The organism is Janthinobacterium sp. PSPC1-1 (assembly GCF_049897625.1).
In the GTDB taxonomy this organism is placed as follows: domain Bacteria; phylum Pseudomonadota; class Gammaproteobacteria; order Burkholderiales; family Burkholderiaceae_D; genus Janthinobacterium; species Janthinobacterium tructae.
The window spans coordinates 25,804-38,910 of sequence record NZ_JAFCWP010000001.1; the positions used below are offsets into that span (position 1 = coordinate 25,804).

At 59.0% G+C, this 13,107-nt stretch carries 15 protein-coding genes; 10 read left to right on the forward strand and 5 right to left on the reverse strand.

Annotated elements, in window-relative coordinates; genetic code table 11:
* The first annotated feature begins 84 nt into the window (after nt 1-84).
* The gene (locus ACP7EG_RS00125; RefSeq protein ID WP_425269208.1) at nt 85-1,254 is read left to right on the forward strand and encodes a DesA family fatty acid desaturase; all 1,170 of its coding nucleotides are present in this window, start codon (nt 85-87) and stop codon (nt 1,252-1,254) included.
* A 138-nt stretch (nt 1,255-1,392) separates the two neighbouring features.
* On the opposite strand, the gene rpmG is transcribed toward ACP7EG_RS00125, so the two are convergent.
* The 3 genes from rpmG to radC all read right to left on the reverse strand — a co-directional run bounded on the left by rpmG (nt 1,393) and on the right by radC (nt 2,752).
* Nucleotides 1,393-1,560 carry a 50S ribosomal protein L33 gene (gene rpmG, locus ACP7EG_RS00130; protein ID WP_010400929.1) on the reverse strand — a complete coding sequence of 56 codons (168 nt, stop codon included), beginning with the start codon at nt 1,558-1,560 and terminating at the stop codon, nt 1,393-1,395.
* Nucleotides 1,561-1,582: 22 nt separating this feature from the next.
* Nucleotides 1,583-1,819: a 50S ribosomal protein L28 gene (gene rpmB, locus ACP7EG_RS00135; RefSeq protein ID WP_010400928.1), complete on the reverse strand. Its 237-nt coding sequence runs from the start codon at nt 1,817-1,819 to the stop codon at nt 1,583-1,585.
* Nucleotides 1,820-2,077: 258 nt separating this feature from the next.
* Entirely contained in the window at nt 2,078-2,752 is a 675-nt protein-coding gene (gene radC, locus ACP7EG_RS00140; protein ID WP_099762420.1) for a RadC family protein, read from the reverse strand.
* A 121-nt stretch (nt 2,753-2,873) separates the two neighbouring features.
* Here radC and ACP7EG_RS00145 point away from each other — a divergent pair, with 121 nt between their 5' ends.
* From ACP7EG_RS00145 to ACP7EG_RS00170, 6 genes are all read left to right on the forward strand, one after another.
* Nucleotides 2,874-3,329 carry an FKBP-type peptidyl-prolyl cis-trans isomerase gene (locus ACP7EG_RS00145; protein WP_070224501.1) on the forward strand — a complete coding sequence of 152 codons (456 nt, stop codon included), beginning with the start codon at nt 2,874-2,876 and terminating at the stop codon, nt 3,327-3,329.
* 10 nt (nt 3,330-3,339) lie between these two features.
* Nucleotides 3,340-4,287, forward strand: coding sequence for a 4-hydroxy-3-methylbut-2-enyl diphosphate reductase (gene ispH, locus ACP7EG_RS00150; protein WP_096237572.1), 948 nt, complete (start codon nt 3,340-3,342; stop codon nt 4,285-4,287).
* A gap of 298 nt (nt 4,288-4,585) precedes the next feature.
* A complete protein-coding gene (locus tag ACP7EG_RS00155) occupies nt 4,586-5,515 on the forward strand; it encodes a branched-chain amino acid ABC transporter permease (protein WP_034785168.1) in 930 nt (309 codons plus the stop codon).
* 22 nt (nt 5,516-5,537) lie between these two features.
* Entirely contained in the window at nt 5,538-6,755 is a 1,218-nt protein-coding gene (locus ACP7EG_RS00160) for an ABC transporter permease subunit (protein ID WP_426085938.1), read from the forward strand.
* A 12-nt stretch (nt 6,756-6,767) separates the two neighbouring features.
* A complete protein-coding gene (locus ACP7EG_RS00165) occupies nt 6,768-7,541 on the forward strand; it encodes an ABC transporter ATP-binding protein (RefSeq protein ID WP_071075779.1) in 774 nt (257 codons plus the stop codon).
* Nucleotides 7,538-8,275: an ABC transporter ATP-binding protein gene (locus tag ACP7EG_RS00170; RefSeq protein WP_426085939.1), complete on the forward strand. Its 738-nt coding sequence runs from the start codon at nt 7,538-7,540 to the stop codon at nt 8,273-8,275. The genes ACP7EG_RS00165 and ACP7EG_RS00170 overlap by 4 nt, the downstream gene beginning before the upstream one ends.
* 133 nt (nt 8,276-8,408) lie before the next feature.
* Here ACP7EG_RS00170 and ACP7EG_RS00175 read toward each other — a convergent pair whose 3' ends face one another.
* Entirely contained in the window at nt 8,409-8,975 is a 567-nt protein-coding gene (locus tag ACP7EG_RS00175) for a phasin family protein (protein WP_071075781.1), read from the reverse strand.
* A gap of 349 nt (nt 8,976-9,324) precedes the next feature.
* Here ACP7EG_RS00175 and ACP7EG_RS00180 point away from each other — a divergent pair, with 349 nt between their 5' ends.
* From ACP7EG_RS00180 to pbpG, 3 genes are all read left to right on the forward strand, one after another.
* Nucleotides 9,325-10,251, forward strand: a complete 927-nt coding sequence (locus ACP7EG_RS00180; RefSeq protein ID WP_426085940.1) for a DMT family transporter — start codon at nt 9,325-9,327, stop codon at nt 10,249-10,251.
* 69 nt (nt 10,252-10,320) lie between these two features.
* The gene (locus tag ACP7EG_RS00185) at nt 10,321-10,998 is read left to right on the forward strand and encodes a nitroreductase (protein WP_426085942.1); all 678 of its coding nucleotides are present in this window, start codon (nt 10,321-10,323) and stop codon (nt 10,996-10,998) included.
* 177 nt (nt 10,999-11,175) lie between these two features.
* Nucleotides 11,176-12,249, forward strand: a complete 1,074-nt coding sequence (gene pbpG / locus ACP7EG_RS00190; protein ID WP_426085943.1) for a D-alanyl-D-alanine endopeptidase — start codon at nt 11,176-11,178, stop codon at nt 12,247-12,249.
* Between the two features lie 32 nt (nt 12,250-12,281).
* On the opposite strand, the gene ACP7EG_RS00195 is transcribed toward pbpG, so the two are convergent.
* On the reverse strand, nt 12,282-13,061 hold the full coding sequence (locus ACP7EG_RS00195) for an IclR family transcriptional regulator (protein ID WP_096237566.1): 780 nt from the start codon (nt 13,059-13,061) through the stop codon (nt 12,282-12,284).
* Between the last annotated feature and the right edge of the window lie 46 nt (nt 13,062-13,107).

The following is a 13,107-nucleotide window of genomic DNA, read 5'->3' on the forward strand; positions in this document are numbered from 1 at the left end:
CACTGGAGCGACCGTGCGCATGCCTGTCCACTTGGAGTAGTAGTAATGACATTGAGTTCCGTTTTACACGACGTTTTGCAGTTCATGGCAACTGGCATTACCGATCTGACCGCATGGCAAGTTTTCCTGTACACCATGGTGGTCACGCATATCACGATTGCCAGCGTCACGATTTATCTGCACCGCCACCAGGCTCACCGTGCGCTGGAATTGCACGCCATCCCCAGCCATTTCTTCCGTTTCTGGCTGTGGCTGACGACGGGCCAGGTGACCAAGGAGTGGGCGGCCATCCACCGCAAGCACCATGCCAAGTGCGATACGGAAGAAGATCCGCACAGCCCCGTGACGCGCGGCATCAAGAAAGTGTTCTGGGAAGGCGCCGAGCTGTATCGCGCTGAATCGAAGAACATGGAAACCATGGCCAAGTATGGCCACGGCACGCCGACGGACTGGATCGAGCGCAACCTGTACACCAAGTACAGCTGGCTGGGCGTGGTGTCGCTGTTCGTCATCAATTTCGTGTTGTTCGGCGTGATCGGCATTTCCGTGTGGGCCGTGCAAATGATGTGGATCCCCATCACGGCAGCCGGCATCATCAACGGCATCGGCCACTACTGGGGCTACCGCAACTATGATTGCGCCGACGCGGCCACCAACATCATTCCCTTCGGCATCCTGATCGGCGGCGAAGAGTTGCATAACAACCACCATACGTATGCCACGTCGGCCAAGCTGTCGTCGAAATGGTATGAAATCGATATCGGCTGGGCGTATATCCGCGCGCTGGAAATGCTGGGCCTGGCCAAGGTGAAAAAGCTGGCGCCGGAACCGAAGTTCTCGCACGGCAAGCTGGAAGCGGACTTCGAGACCTTGCAGTCGGTCATCGCCAACCGCTACGACGTGATGGCCAAGTACGCGAAATCGATCAAGCATGCCTGGAAGGAAGAGCTGGAACACCTGAAGCACAAGGCCGAACTGGAAAAGCGTTTCCTGAAATCGTCGCGCAAGCTGATGCAGCGCGAGCCGGGCAAGCTGGCCGAGGCGCACCATGAACAGCTGTCGGAATTGTTCCAGCACAGCAAGGCGCTGGAAACCATGCACCACATGCGCGTGGAGCTGGGTGCCATCTGGGAGCGTTCGCACTTTACGCGCGAGCAATTGCTGCAGAAGCTGCAAGACTGGTGCACGCGCGCCGAAGCGTCGGGCATCCAGTCGCTGCAGGATTTTTCACTGCGCCTGCGCAGCTATGCCTGATTAGCCTGTTGCGCCATATCAAGGCCCTGGATTCCAGGGCCTTTTTTTTCGCCCTGGCAAAGGGGGAGGGCGGCGTCAAAATCAGGGCGAAAAAAAACCGCTCATCGGAGCGGCTCTTTTTACAGAACACAAGATCAATTACTTGATTTTGGTTTCTTTGTACGTTACGTGCTTGCGTGCTTTAGGATCAAATTTCATGATCTCCATTTTCGCAGGCGTCGTACGCTTGTTTTTGGTAGTCGTGTAGAAGTGACCCGTACCGGCGGTCGATTCTAACTTGATTTTGTCGCGGCCTGATTTTGCCATGATAGCTCCCTTATTCTGCTAATTAGACTTTTTCGCCACGAGCGCGCATATCGACCAATACGGCGTCGATGCCGACTTTATCGATGACGCGCAGACCGGCGTTGGACAAACGCAGGGAGACCCAGCGGTTTTCAGATTCAACAAAAATACGACGATTCTGCAAGTTAGGCAAAAAACGACGTTTGGTTTTGTTGTTTGCATGGGAAACATTGTTGCCGACCATCGGCTTCTTCCCAGTGACTTGGCAAACACGTGCCATGGCGCACTCCTTAAAGATATTCCAAATTGGAAAAACGAGAGTATATCCAAAATAAGCAGATTTATCAATGACTTGCGAAAAACAATTGTGTCATGTTGTATTGAAATAATTTAACAATTTAACTTTTACCCTTCTTCATAGGGGAAAGCACTGGTAAACAGGACTGTTTACTGTTAGATAAGCGTCCTGCTGCTGTCACGTATGTCCTTGTTTACACATGGTTAACTGATAATTGACCGCTGCCATGCCGCGTCTGTGCTAGATCTGGCCGTGTTCCGCAAACGAATGCACTTGCCGACCGGCCACGACGAAATGGTCGAGGATGCGCACGTCCACCAGCGACAAGGCCTGCACCAGCGCGCGCGTGAGCAATAAATCTGATTCGCTGGGCTCAGGCGTGCCGGACGGGTGGTTGTGGGCCAGCATCACGCTGGCCGCGTTGTGCAGCAGCGCTTGTTTCACCACTTCGCGCGGATACACGCTGGTGTGGGTGAGGGTGCCGCGAAACATTTCGCGGGTCGTGATCAGGCGGTTCTTGACGTCCAAAAACAACACATGAAACGCTTCATGCGCCAGGTTGCCCAGGGTCAGGCGCAAATAGTCTTTGACGGCGTGCGGCGAATTGAGGGCCTGGCCCGCCTGCAAATCCTCGATGATGGCACGCCGCGCCAGTTCCATGACTGCTTGCAGCTGGGCAAACTTGGCGCTGCCCATGCCATGCACGGCGGAAAAACTCACGAGGCTGGCGCCAAACAGGCCCCGCAGGGAGCCGAAGTGCTCGACCGTGTCACGTGCCAGCTCCACGGCGCTTTTGCCGCGCACGCCCGTGCGCAGGAACACGGCCAGCAATTCCGCATCCGACAGCGAGTGTGCGCCATCCTCGATCAGGCGTTCGCGTGGCCGTTCGCTGGCCGGCCAGTCCTTGATGCCCATGCTGTTCTCCTGTTTGTCACCGGCGCTTGCCCCAGCGTGGTCTTCTTTGACGAAGCCATGGCGCAGGCGCGGCCAGTGTGGCTTACAATATCGTTTTGCATCAGCTACTTGAAAACTCACTATGTCCAACGAGCAACCAGCAGTCGTCACCGAAGCGGCTTACCTCACCCTGCATTATCGTCTTGCTACTGTTGACGGTACTGATATTGTCACTACCTTTAGCGGAAATCCTGCTACCTTGATGCTGGGACAGGGCCAGCTGGCGCCATTCCTCGAGCAGCGTTTGCTGGGTTTGCCTGAAGGCACGCACCAGACGTTCGAGCTGGCCGCCGGCGAAGGCTTTGGCGAGCGCAATCCCGAGCTGGTGCAGTCCGTTTCGCGCGCGACCTTGGACGAGAACTCGGTGCCGGGCGCCGACTACAAGATCGGCGACCTGGTCGACTTCGCCGCGCCGGGCGGCGGCCGCTTTGCCGGCGTGCTGCGCGAAATGCGCGAGGATTCAGCCCTGTTCGACTTCAATCATCCGCTGGCAGGTCAGCCGCTGCGCTTTGAAGTCAAGCTCATTTCGGTGCTGTGAAGGAATAGCGATGGATAAAGAACTGTTACTGGCCCAGCCCCGTGGTTTTTGCGCTGGCGTCGACCGGGCGATCGAAATCGTCGAACGTGCCTTGCAGCAATTTGGTGCGCCGATCTACGTGCGCCATGAAATCGTCCACAACGCCTATGTGGTGGCCGACTTGCGCAACAAGGGCGCCATCTTCATCGATGACCTCGATGACGTGCCTGCTGGCAATACGCTCGTGTTTTCCGCGCATGGCGTGTCGAAAGCCGTGCGCGCGGAGGCGGAATCGCGCGGCCTGAGCATCTTTGACGCGACTTGCCCGCTGGTCACCAAGGTGCACATGGAAGTGGGCAAGATGCGCCGCGAAGGCCGCGAGATCATCATGATCGGCCACGACGGCCATCCCGAGGTGGAAGGCACGATGGGGCAGGCCGACATGGGCATGCATCTGGTGGAAACGCTCGATGATGTGGCGGCATTACAGGTCGCCAATCCGGAGAGCCTGGCCTATGTTTCGCAAACAACGTTGTCAGTTGACGACACTCGCGACATTATCGAGGCCTTGAAGCTGAAATATCCGAACATCGCCGAGCCGAAAAAAGGCGACATCTGCTACGCCACCACGAACCGCCAGGAAGCCGTGAAATTCATGGCGCCGCAAGTGGAAGTGGTGATCGTCGTGGGCAGCCCGAACAGCTCGAATTCGAACCGCTTGCGCGAAGTGGCCGAGAAGATGGGCACTCCTGCCTACATGGTCGACAATGCCTCGCAGATCGACCCCGCCTGGCTGGAAGGCAAGCTGCGCGTGGGTGTGACCGCTGGCGCCTCGGCGCCCGAGGTGCTGGTGCAAGCCGTCATCGACCGCTTGAAAGAGTGTGGCGTGAAGAGCGTGCGCCCCCTCGACGGCGTGCAGGAAGCCGTCACGTTCCCGATGCCGAAAGGCCTCGATGGCCTCAAGCGCGACGTGGCCTGAGTCTGCAGGACGATTAAGTATCGATGAAATAGTTACCTCAAAACCGAATTTAATTCGGAAATGATCGATTTATTCCAAGCTTAGTTTTTGCAAAAGATCGTTATGATTGCTTCAAGCTTGAATATGTTGTCGTTATGACTAAGCAAGGTCACGCCCGTTTTAAGTGCGTGCACCATGCTGGTGAGAACGGTCCAAGGATGGCACTGCAGGAATTCTTCCTCCGGTGCCGTTTTTGTATCAGCGACATATTCTGGCCGAAGTTGTTCCCGCAAAATGCATCATATTTGATAGGGCAATCATGGATACATTCATCCAGCAGATCATCAACGGCTTGGTGTTGGGCAGCATGTATGCCTTAGTCGCCCTCGGTTACACAATGGTGTACGGCGTCTTGAACCTGATTAACTTCGCCCACGGCGACGTGCTCATGATCGGCGCCATGGTGGGCTTGACCATCCTCAAGCTGCTGGGCATTTATGTACCGGACTGGCCCGGCTACCTGAAACTGGCCACCGCCATCCTCGGCGCCATACCCATCTGTATTCTGGTCAACATCATCATCGAGCGGGTCGCCTACCGCCGCCTGCGCAACGCCCCCCGCCTCGCCCCCCTGATTACCGCCATCGGCGTCTCCATCCTGCTGCAAACCTTCGCCATGATGATCTGGACGCGCAATCCCTTGCCCTTCCCGCAATTGCTGTCGACCGACCCCATCAACATAGGCGGCGCCGTGATTTCGCAAACGCAAGTGTTGCTGCTGGCCCTGGCCGCGCTGTCGATGGGCGGCTTGGTATTGCTGGTGGAAAAGACGAAAATGGGCCGCGCCATGCGCGCCACGGCGGAAAACCCCCGCGTGGCGGGCCTCATGGGCGTCGATTCCGACAAGGTCATCGTGGCCACCTTTGCCATCGGCGCCGCGCTGGCGGCCGTGGCCGGCGTGATGTGGGGCGCCAACTATGCCTCGATTCAATTTTCCATGGGCGCCATCCCCGGCTTGAAAGCCTTCTGTGCGGCCGTGCTGGGCGGCATCGGCAATATCTATGGCGCCATGCTGGGCGGTATCTTGCTGGGCATTATCGAGAGCCTGGGCGCCGGCTATATCGGCGACATCACGGGCGGCTTTCTGGGCAGCCACTACCAGGATATCTTTGCCTTCGTCGTGCTGATCATCGTGCTGACCTTGCGCCCGTCCGGCATCATGGGCGAACGAGTGGCCGACCGTGCCTGATGTGAAACTGGGAGATTAAATCATGGCACTACTCGATTTTGACGCTAAGAAAAATCCGGCCAAAGCCTACGCCGGCATGCTGGGCCTGGCCGCGCTGCTGATGGTGTTCCCGTTCTTTGCCGCCCAGTTCGGCAACTCGTGGGTGCGCATCATCGACATGGCCTTGCTGTACATCATGCTGGCCCTGGGCCTGAACATCGTCGTCGGCTTTGCCGGCCTGCTCGACCTGGGCTACATCGCCTTCTACGCCGTGGGCGCTTACCTGACGGCCTTGCTGGCGTCGCCACAGTTCGCCATCCTGCTCGAATCGGTGGTGAATCAATATCCCGTGCTGGGTGAAACCCTGGTGCAACTGATGGGGCCGGAAATCCGCGAAAACGGCATCCATTTGTCGATCTGGCTCATCGTGCCCCTGGCCGCTGCCGTGGCGGGCCTGTTCGGCGCCTTGCTGGGCGCGCCGACCTTGAAGCTGCGCGGCGACTATCTGGCCATCGTGACCCTGGGCTTTGGCGAGATCATCCGCATCTTCATGAACAATTTGAACGACCCGATCAATTTCACGAATGGCCCGCAAGGCATCAATCTGATCGACCCGATCCGCATCTTCGGCGTCAACCTGGCGGGCGAGGCGGGCACCAACAGCACCGTCGTGGTGGCCGGCTTTTCCATGCCGTCCGTGAACGCCTATTATTTTTTGTTCCTCTTCCTGTGCATCGCCGTCGTGTTCGTCACCAAGCGCCTGCAGCATTCGCGCCTGGGCCGTGCCTGGGTGGCCATCCGCGAAGACGAGATCGCTGCCAAGGCCATGGGCATCAATACGCGCAACGTCAAATTGCTGGCCTTTTCCATGGGCGCCTCGTTCGGCGGCGTGGCCGGCGCCATGTTTGCCTCGTTCCAGGGCTTTGTCTCGCCCGAATCGTTCTCGCTGACGGAATCGATCGCCGTGCTGGCCATGGTGGTGCTGGGCGGCATCGGCCATATCCCCGGCGTGATCCTCGGCGGCGTGATCCTCGCCTCGATACCGGAAGTGCTGCGCCACGTGGTGGAACCGGCCCAGCAGGCGCTGTTCGGCCACGTGGTAATCGAGGCGGAAGTGCTGCGCCAGTTGCTGTACGGCCTGGCCATGGTGTTGATCATGCTCAACCGTCCCGCCGGCCTGTGGCCATCGCCGAAGCACGAAGACCGGCCCGACCACGATGTGGACCAGCCGAATAAATCCACCGGCGTCGTGTCCGCATAAGGGAGGGATAGCATGAGCGAACAGATCATTCTCAATATCGCCGGCGTGAATAAACGTTTCGGCGGCTTGCAGGCGCTGACCGATGTGGGCATCACCATCCGGCAAGGGCAGATTTACGGCTTGATCGGCCCGAACGGCGCCGGCAAGACGACCTTTTTCAATGTCATCACGGGTCTGTACCAGCCCGATACGGGCACCTTCGAGCTGGCCGGCAAGCCGTATTCGCCGTCGGCACCGCACAAGGTGGCGAAGGCGGGCATCGCGCGCACCTTCCAGAATATCCGCCTGTTTGGCGACATGACGGCGCTGGAAAACGTCATGGTGGGGCGCCATGTGCGCTCGCACCAAGGCGTGTTCGGCGCCATCTTCCGCCACAAGGCGGCGCGCGAGGAAGAGGCGTCCATCCGCCAGCGGGCGATGGAGTTGCTCGATTTCGTCGGCATCGCCCAGTTCGCCAGCCGCACGGCGCGCTTTTTATCGTATGGCGACCAGCGGCGCCTGGAAATTGCCCGCGCGCTGGCCACCGACCCCACGCTGCTGGCCCTCGACGAGCCGGCGGCGGGCATGAATGCGACGGAAAAGCTGGCCTTGCGCGAGTTGCTGGTGAAAATCAAGGCCGAAGGCAAGACCGTGCTGTTGATCGAGCACGACGTGAAACTGATGATGGGACTGTGCGACCGCATCACGGTGCTCGAATATGGCAAGCGCATCGCCGAAGGCTTGCCGGCCGAAATACAACAAAACCCGGCCGTCATCGAGGCTTACCTGGGGGGATCGCACGCATGAGTAACAATGGCTTGAACAAGACTGTATTGAAAGTGGCGGGCTTGCACGTGGCCTACGGCGGCATCAAGGCGGTCAAGGGTATCGACCTGGAAGTCAACGAAGGCGAGCTGATCGCCCTGATCGGCGCGAACGGCGCCGGCAAGACGACGACCTTGAAAGCCATCACGGGCACCCTGCCGGCCTGCAAGGTCGAGGGCACGATCAGTTACCTGGGCGAATCGCTCAAGGGCACGAAGTCGTTTCACCTGGTGGAAAGGAAACTGGCCATGGTGCCGGAGGGGCGGGGCGTGTTTACCCGCATGTCGATCCGCGAAAACCTCATGATGGGCGCCTACACGCGCACGGACAAGGCGGGTGTCGAGGCCGATATCGAGAAATGGTTCGACGTGTTTCCCCGCTTGAAAGAGCGGGCGGCGCAGATGGCCGGCACCCTGTCGGGCGGCGAGCAGCAGATGCTGGCCATGGCGCGCGCCCTGATGAGCCATCCGAAGCTGCTGTTGCTCGACGAGCCATCGATGGGCCTGTCGCCCATCATGGTCGAGAAAATCTTCGAGGTGATCCGCAAGGTCTCGTCCGAAGGCATCACGATCTTGCTGGTCGAACAGAATGCCCGTTTGGCCCTGCAAGCGGCGCACCGCGGCTATGTGATGGATTCCGGCCTGGTCACCATGGGCGGTAATGCGGCCGCCATGCTCGACGACCCGCGCGTGAAGGCGGCGTATCTGGGGGAGTAAGCGCGTTCAGGAAGTGCTCAGGCATAAAAAATGCCCCAGCTGGGCTGGGGCATAATGGCATCCGTCGGGGAAGTGCGGGATGGATGCCTGGAGGAGCCGATAACAGCGGACCGCCGTAGCGGTCGCGCAATAATTACTTGGCAGCCGTGCGTGGCACGACTTTTTCGGCCGCTTGCGTGAACTGGTTCACGGCCGATGTCAGGTTTGCTTCGATGGCTTCGACGGCTTGCTTGCTGGTTTTCGAGAACTGCTCGTAGCCTGCATTGGCGTTGCCGATGGCGCTTTTCAGCATGGCGACGGCGTTTTCCGAACCGGCTGGCGCGTTCTTGGTGACTTCTTCCACCAGCGACAGGACTTTGCGGTTGGTTTCAGCGATTTGCGATTCAGCTGCTTTGCTGAACTCGGCTTGGGTGCCCGACGTGATGGCAGCCAGGTGACGACCGTAAGCGATGGCTTTTTCGGCGCTAGGCTGGGCTTGAGCAGCGCTCAGCGAGAAGAATTCTTGTGGATCTTTTGCCGACAGCAATTGCTTGGCGGCAGCGGTCGATTCTTCCAGCGTTGCCTTGGCAGCGGTCAGGTTCAGTTCGACGATCTTTTCGATGCCTTCGAAGGCTTTGCTCGTCAGCGACGAGAACAGGGCGAATTGGGCTTCCAGGTTGGTTTTGGTAGCGGACGAAAATTGCTCAGGAATTGAAAACATATAAATCTCCAAAAAATCGAAATCTGGTTAATTTGATGCTGCGTGTACCGTTTGGGAAAGCAGGTGAATCTAAATTTTCAAGCTGAACAAGAATTGTGCAACGCAACAAACCCTATTCTACGGCTAAAAAAAACGAAGTCAAGCGATTCTTGTGCGATGCAACAATTGAATAGATTTACATCAAAAACCATTGTTTCTAAAGAGAAATATTTGATTTCTGGGTGTCAATGGTTTAACCCTAAACTGTTATTTCCCCGCCTTTCAGGACGAGTGCGGCGCAGCATGCTAGACTTTGCCTCCCGCACTGGCGCAGCGCCCCGGTGCCGACCCCGTTTCCCGAGTTGATATCATGTCCAATCTTCCCGCCGCGGCTGGCGCCAGCGGTAAAGCCCCCAAAACCTCTTTCTTGACGACCCTGGCGCCGATGGCCTTGCCCGGCTTCTTTGTGTTGTTATGGAGCACAGGTTTTATCGTCGCCAAGTTCGGCCTGCCGTACGCGCCGCCGCTGACCTTCTTGCTGCTGCGCTTCCTGGGCGTGCTGGTGATCCTGCTGCCGCTGGTGTTGCTGTTGCGCGCACCGTGGCCCGTGGGACAGTTCCGCCAGATCGCCGTGGCCGGCATCCTGATGCAGGCCGGCTATCTGGCCGGCGTCTGGTGCGCCATCAAGCTGGGCATGCCGGCCGGCCTCTCCGCCCTGATCGTCGGCATGCAGCCTGTGCTGACGGCCTGCGCTGCGCCCCTGATCGGCGAATCCGTGCGCCCGCGCCAGTGGCTGGGCTTGCTCTTTGGCTTGCTGGGTGTGGCCCTCGTCGTGTACGCCAAGATCAATCTCGTGGGCCTGACCGTGGAAAGCGTGCTGCTGTGCGTGTTTGCCCTGCTGTCGATGACGGCCGGCACCATGTATCAAAAACGCCACTGTCCGCATTTCGACTTGCGCACCGGCACGGTGGTGCAGTTTGCCGCCTCCATCGTGGTCGTGTTGCCATTCGCCCTGTATTACGAGGGGCTGGACCTGCATTTCAGCAACGTGCAATGGACGGCCAATTTTATTGGCGCCTTGCTGTGGTCGGTACTCGTGCTGTCCATCGGCGCCATTTTCCTGCTGTTTGCCCTGATCCGCCGCAGCGATGCGACGAAAGTGACGGGCTTGCTGTACCTGACGCCGCCCACGACGGCCGTGATGGCCTGGCTGATGTTTGGCGAAGCCTTTAATATGCTGGGTATCGCCGGCATGCTGGTGGCCGTGGTCGGCGTGGTGTTTGTTGTCAAGAAATAGATATAGCTATAGCGGGAGAGCAGGGCAGTGAACAAGCAAGCATCTGAAACAAGGTCGGCGCAGCAAGCCGTGGACGCCGTCATTGTGTCGCGCCGTTCGATCCGCGCCTTTTTGCCCACGCCGGTGGCGCAGGATGATATCGCGCGCATCCTGGAAGTGGCCGCGCGCGCGCCCTCGGGCGCCAACATGCAGCCGTGGAAAGTGTACGTGCTGTCGGGCGAGGCGCGCCTGCGCCTGTCGCGCCGCATCCTCGACGCCTATGTCGCACCGAAGGCGCCGGACGCCCCCGCGCGCACGGCGTCCTATACCTATTACCCGCGCCAGTGGACGGCGCCGTTCATCGAACGCCGCCGCAAGATCGGCCTGGACCTGTATCAGTTGCTGGGCCTGGAGCGGGGCGACACGGCCGGCATGGCGGCCCAGCATGGACGCAATTTCCAGTTTTTCGATGCGCCCGTGGGCCTGATCTTTACCATCGAACGGGTGCTGGAACAGGGTTCCTGGCTCGACTACGGCATGTTCTTGCAAAACATCATGTTGGCGGCGCGCGCGCGGGGACTCGATACCTGCCCGCAAGCTGCCTTCATCCATTACCATGACATCATCCGCGAGGAACTGGGCGTGCCGGCCAGCGAAATGGTGGTGTGCGGCATGGCCCTCGGCTATGCCGACCCGGACAAGATCGAGAACCGCTTGAACACGGAACGTGAGCCGCTGGCCGGCTTTGTTAAATTCATGGATCAATAGACATTTCCAGCGATTTGCGCACGCAATCAGTTGATTAAGGATGAGTTTGTTTGCTGATCGGCAACGATTTGTATTTCGTTGCTGCAATAAATACTGTCCCAACTGTTAAATAGGCTTGCGATTACTCTGCATTTCGCTACACTGCAATAAGGCAACAGCTTCACGGGGAATTATCGAATGGCTAAGTTTAAACTTGCGCTGGGTGTCCTGGCTTCCCTGCTGTTTGCGTTGGCGCCGGCTGCGGCCGTGCACGCCAAGGAAGCGAACGGCAAATCCTCAGCCTCCAAGAAACACAATACCAAGAAAGTCAAAGTCGTGCTGCGCAAGGGCACGACGGCCGCGCCGCGCGAAAAGACCGTGCGCCGGGTCGTCATGGTGCGCGGCAAACGCAAGGTCATCTATCAAAAAGTCAGCAGCGTGGCCGTGCCCATGGCCGCACCGATGCCCACCATGGGCGACCTGGCTGGTTTGAACCTCACGCGCGATCCGCTCGACCTCAAATCGAGCGTGGCGCTGGTGCTGGACCAGGCCAATTCGGAAGTGCTGTTTGAAAAGAATTCCAATGTGGCCCTGCCCATCGCCTCCATCACCAAGATGATGACGGGCCTGGTGGTGGTCGAAGCGCGCCAGGACATGGATGAAGTGCTGACGATCATGGACGAGGACGTCGATCGCGCCAAGTTCAGCAGCTCACGCCTGAAAGTGGGCTCGCAATTGACGCGCGCGAATATGCTGCATATCGCCCTGATGAGCTCGGAAAACCGCGCCGCCTCGGCGCTGGGCCGCAATTATCCGGGCGGCTTGCCGGCCTTTGTCGACGCCATGAACAGCAAGGCGCGCCAACTGGGCATGATGGATACGCATTACGTCGATTCCAGCGGCTTGTCGAAAATGAACGTGGCCAGCGCGCGCGACCTGGGCAAGCTGGCAATGGCGGCCTTCCGCCATCCGCTGCTGCGCCAATACTCGACGGACCCGAAAGCCATCGTCGAAGCCAGCGGCCAGCCCATGCAGTTTGGCAATACGAATCACCTGGTGGCCAACCCGGGCTGGGAAATCGGCTTGCAAAAGACGGGCTTCATCAACGAGGCGGGACGTTGTCTGATGATGCAGGCCGTCATCGAAGGACGGGCCGTGATCATGGTCTTCCTCGATTCCAAGGGAAAACAGTCGCGTACGGCTGATGCGGGACGCATGCGCAAGTGGCTGGAGGCATTGAAACCCGCCAACATGAGCCTGCCTGGCGGGTAAAAGAAACAGGGCAGCGTTGCTGCCCTGCATTATTAGTCTTGAGGAATGAATCCCAAGGTGACGGAAATCTGGTTCGCCGTCTCCACCAGATCCCCCAGCCACTCATCCTGCAGGCGGTCGGCTGGCGCCGAGATCGACAGGCCGGCGATCAGCTTGCCTGAATCGTCGCGGATGCCGGCGGCCATGCAGCGTACGCCCAGCTCCAGCTCTTCATTGTCGCGCGCATAGCCGCGCTCGCGCACCAGGCTCAGCTCGCGCTCGAGTTTTTGCAGATCCGTGATGGAATTCTTGTTGTGCCCGGCCAAGCCCGTGCGCGTGGCGTACGCGCGGATGGCTTTCGGCTCGTCGACTGACAGGAACAGCTTGCCGGTCGAGGTCAGGTGCAGCGGGCCGCGGCCACCGATGGCGCGCACCACCTGCATGCCCGAGCGCTCGGAAAAGGCGCGGTCGATGTAGACGATCTCGTCGCCCTGGCGCACGGACAGGTTGATGGTTTGCTGGGTTTTCTTGTGCAGTTGGCGCATGAAGTCCAGCGCCGCTTCGCGCACGCTGAGGCGGCTTTTCACCACATTGCCCAGTTCCAGCAGGCGCATGCCCAGGCGATACGTGCCCGGTTCGATGCGGTCGACAAAGCGCGTCAGCACCATGTCGTTGAGGATGCGGTGCGCCGTCGAGGGGTGCAGGCCGGAAACCTTGGACAATTCCTTCAGGCTGACCGGGTCGGAATATTTGGCCAGGGCATCGAGCAGGGCGACCATGCGTTCGATGACCTGGATCGTCGTCTTCGGGGCAGCGACCGGTTCAATTTTCATGATGGATTTGGTGCAATGCAGTATTCATTCTTCTTTATACCATGAT

Excerpts from the sequence above, each read along its gene's own strand:
- ACP7EG_RS00125 (WP_425269208.1), top strand. The coding sequence starts at position 85 with ATGGCAACTGGCATTACCGATCTGACCGCATGGCAAGTTTTCCTGTAC.
- ACP7EG_RS00170 (WP_426085939.1), top strand. The coding sequence starts at position 7,538 with ATGAGTAACAATGGCTTGAACAAGACTGTATTGAAAGTGGCGGGCTTG.
- ACP7EG_RS00155 (WP_034785168.1), top strand. The coding sequence starts at position 4,586 with ATGGATACATTCATCCAGCAGATCATCAACGGCTTGGTGTTGGGCAGC.
- ACP7EG_RS00180 (WP_426085940.1), top strand. The coding sequence starts at position 9,325 with ATGTCCAATCTTCCCGCCGCGGCTGGCGCCAGCGGTAAAGCCCCCAAA.
- radC (WP_099762420.1), bottom strand. The coding sequence starts at position 2,752 with ATGGGCATCAAGGACTGGCCGGCCAGCGAACGGCCACGCGAACGCCTG.
- rpmG (WP_010400929.1), bottom strand. The coding sequence starts at position 1,560 with ATGGCAAAATCAGGCCGCGACAAAATCAAGTTAGAATCGACCGCCGGT.
- ACP7EG_RS00175 (WP_071075781.1), bottom strand. The coding sequence starts at position 8,975 with ATGTTTTCAATTCCTGAGCAATTTTCGTCCGCTACCAAAACCAACCTG.
- rpmB (WP_010400928.1), bottom strand. The coding sequence starts at position 1,819 with ATGGCACGTGTTTGCCAAGTCACTGGGAAGAAGCCGATGGTCGGCAAC.
- ACP7EG_RS00145 (WP_070224501.1), top strand. The coding sequence starts at position 2,874 with ATGTCCAACGAGCAACCAGCAGTCGTCACCGAAGCGGCTTACCTCACC.
- ACP7EG_RS00195 (WP_096237566.1), bottom strand. The coding sequence starts at position 13,061 with ATGAAAATTGAACCGGTCGCTGCCCCGAAGACGACGATCCAGGTCATC.
- ACP7EG_RS00165 (WP_071075779.1), top strand. The coding sequence starts at position 6,768 with ATGAGCGAACAGATCATTCTCAATATCGCCGGCGTGAATAAACGTTTC.
- ispH (WP_096237572.1), top strand. The coding sequence starts at position 3,340 with ATGGATAAAGAACTGTTACTGGCCCAGCCCCGTGGTTTTTGCGCTGGC.
- pbpG (WP_426085943.1), top strand. The coding sequence starts at position 11,176 with ATGGCTAAGTTTAAACTTGCGCTGGGTGTCCTGGCTTCCCTGCTGTTT.
- ACP7EG_RS00160 (WP_426085938.1), top strand. The coding sequence starts at position 5,538 with ATGGCACTACTCGATTTTGACGCTAAGAAAAATCCGGCCAAAGCCTAC.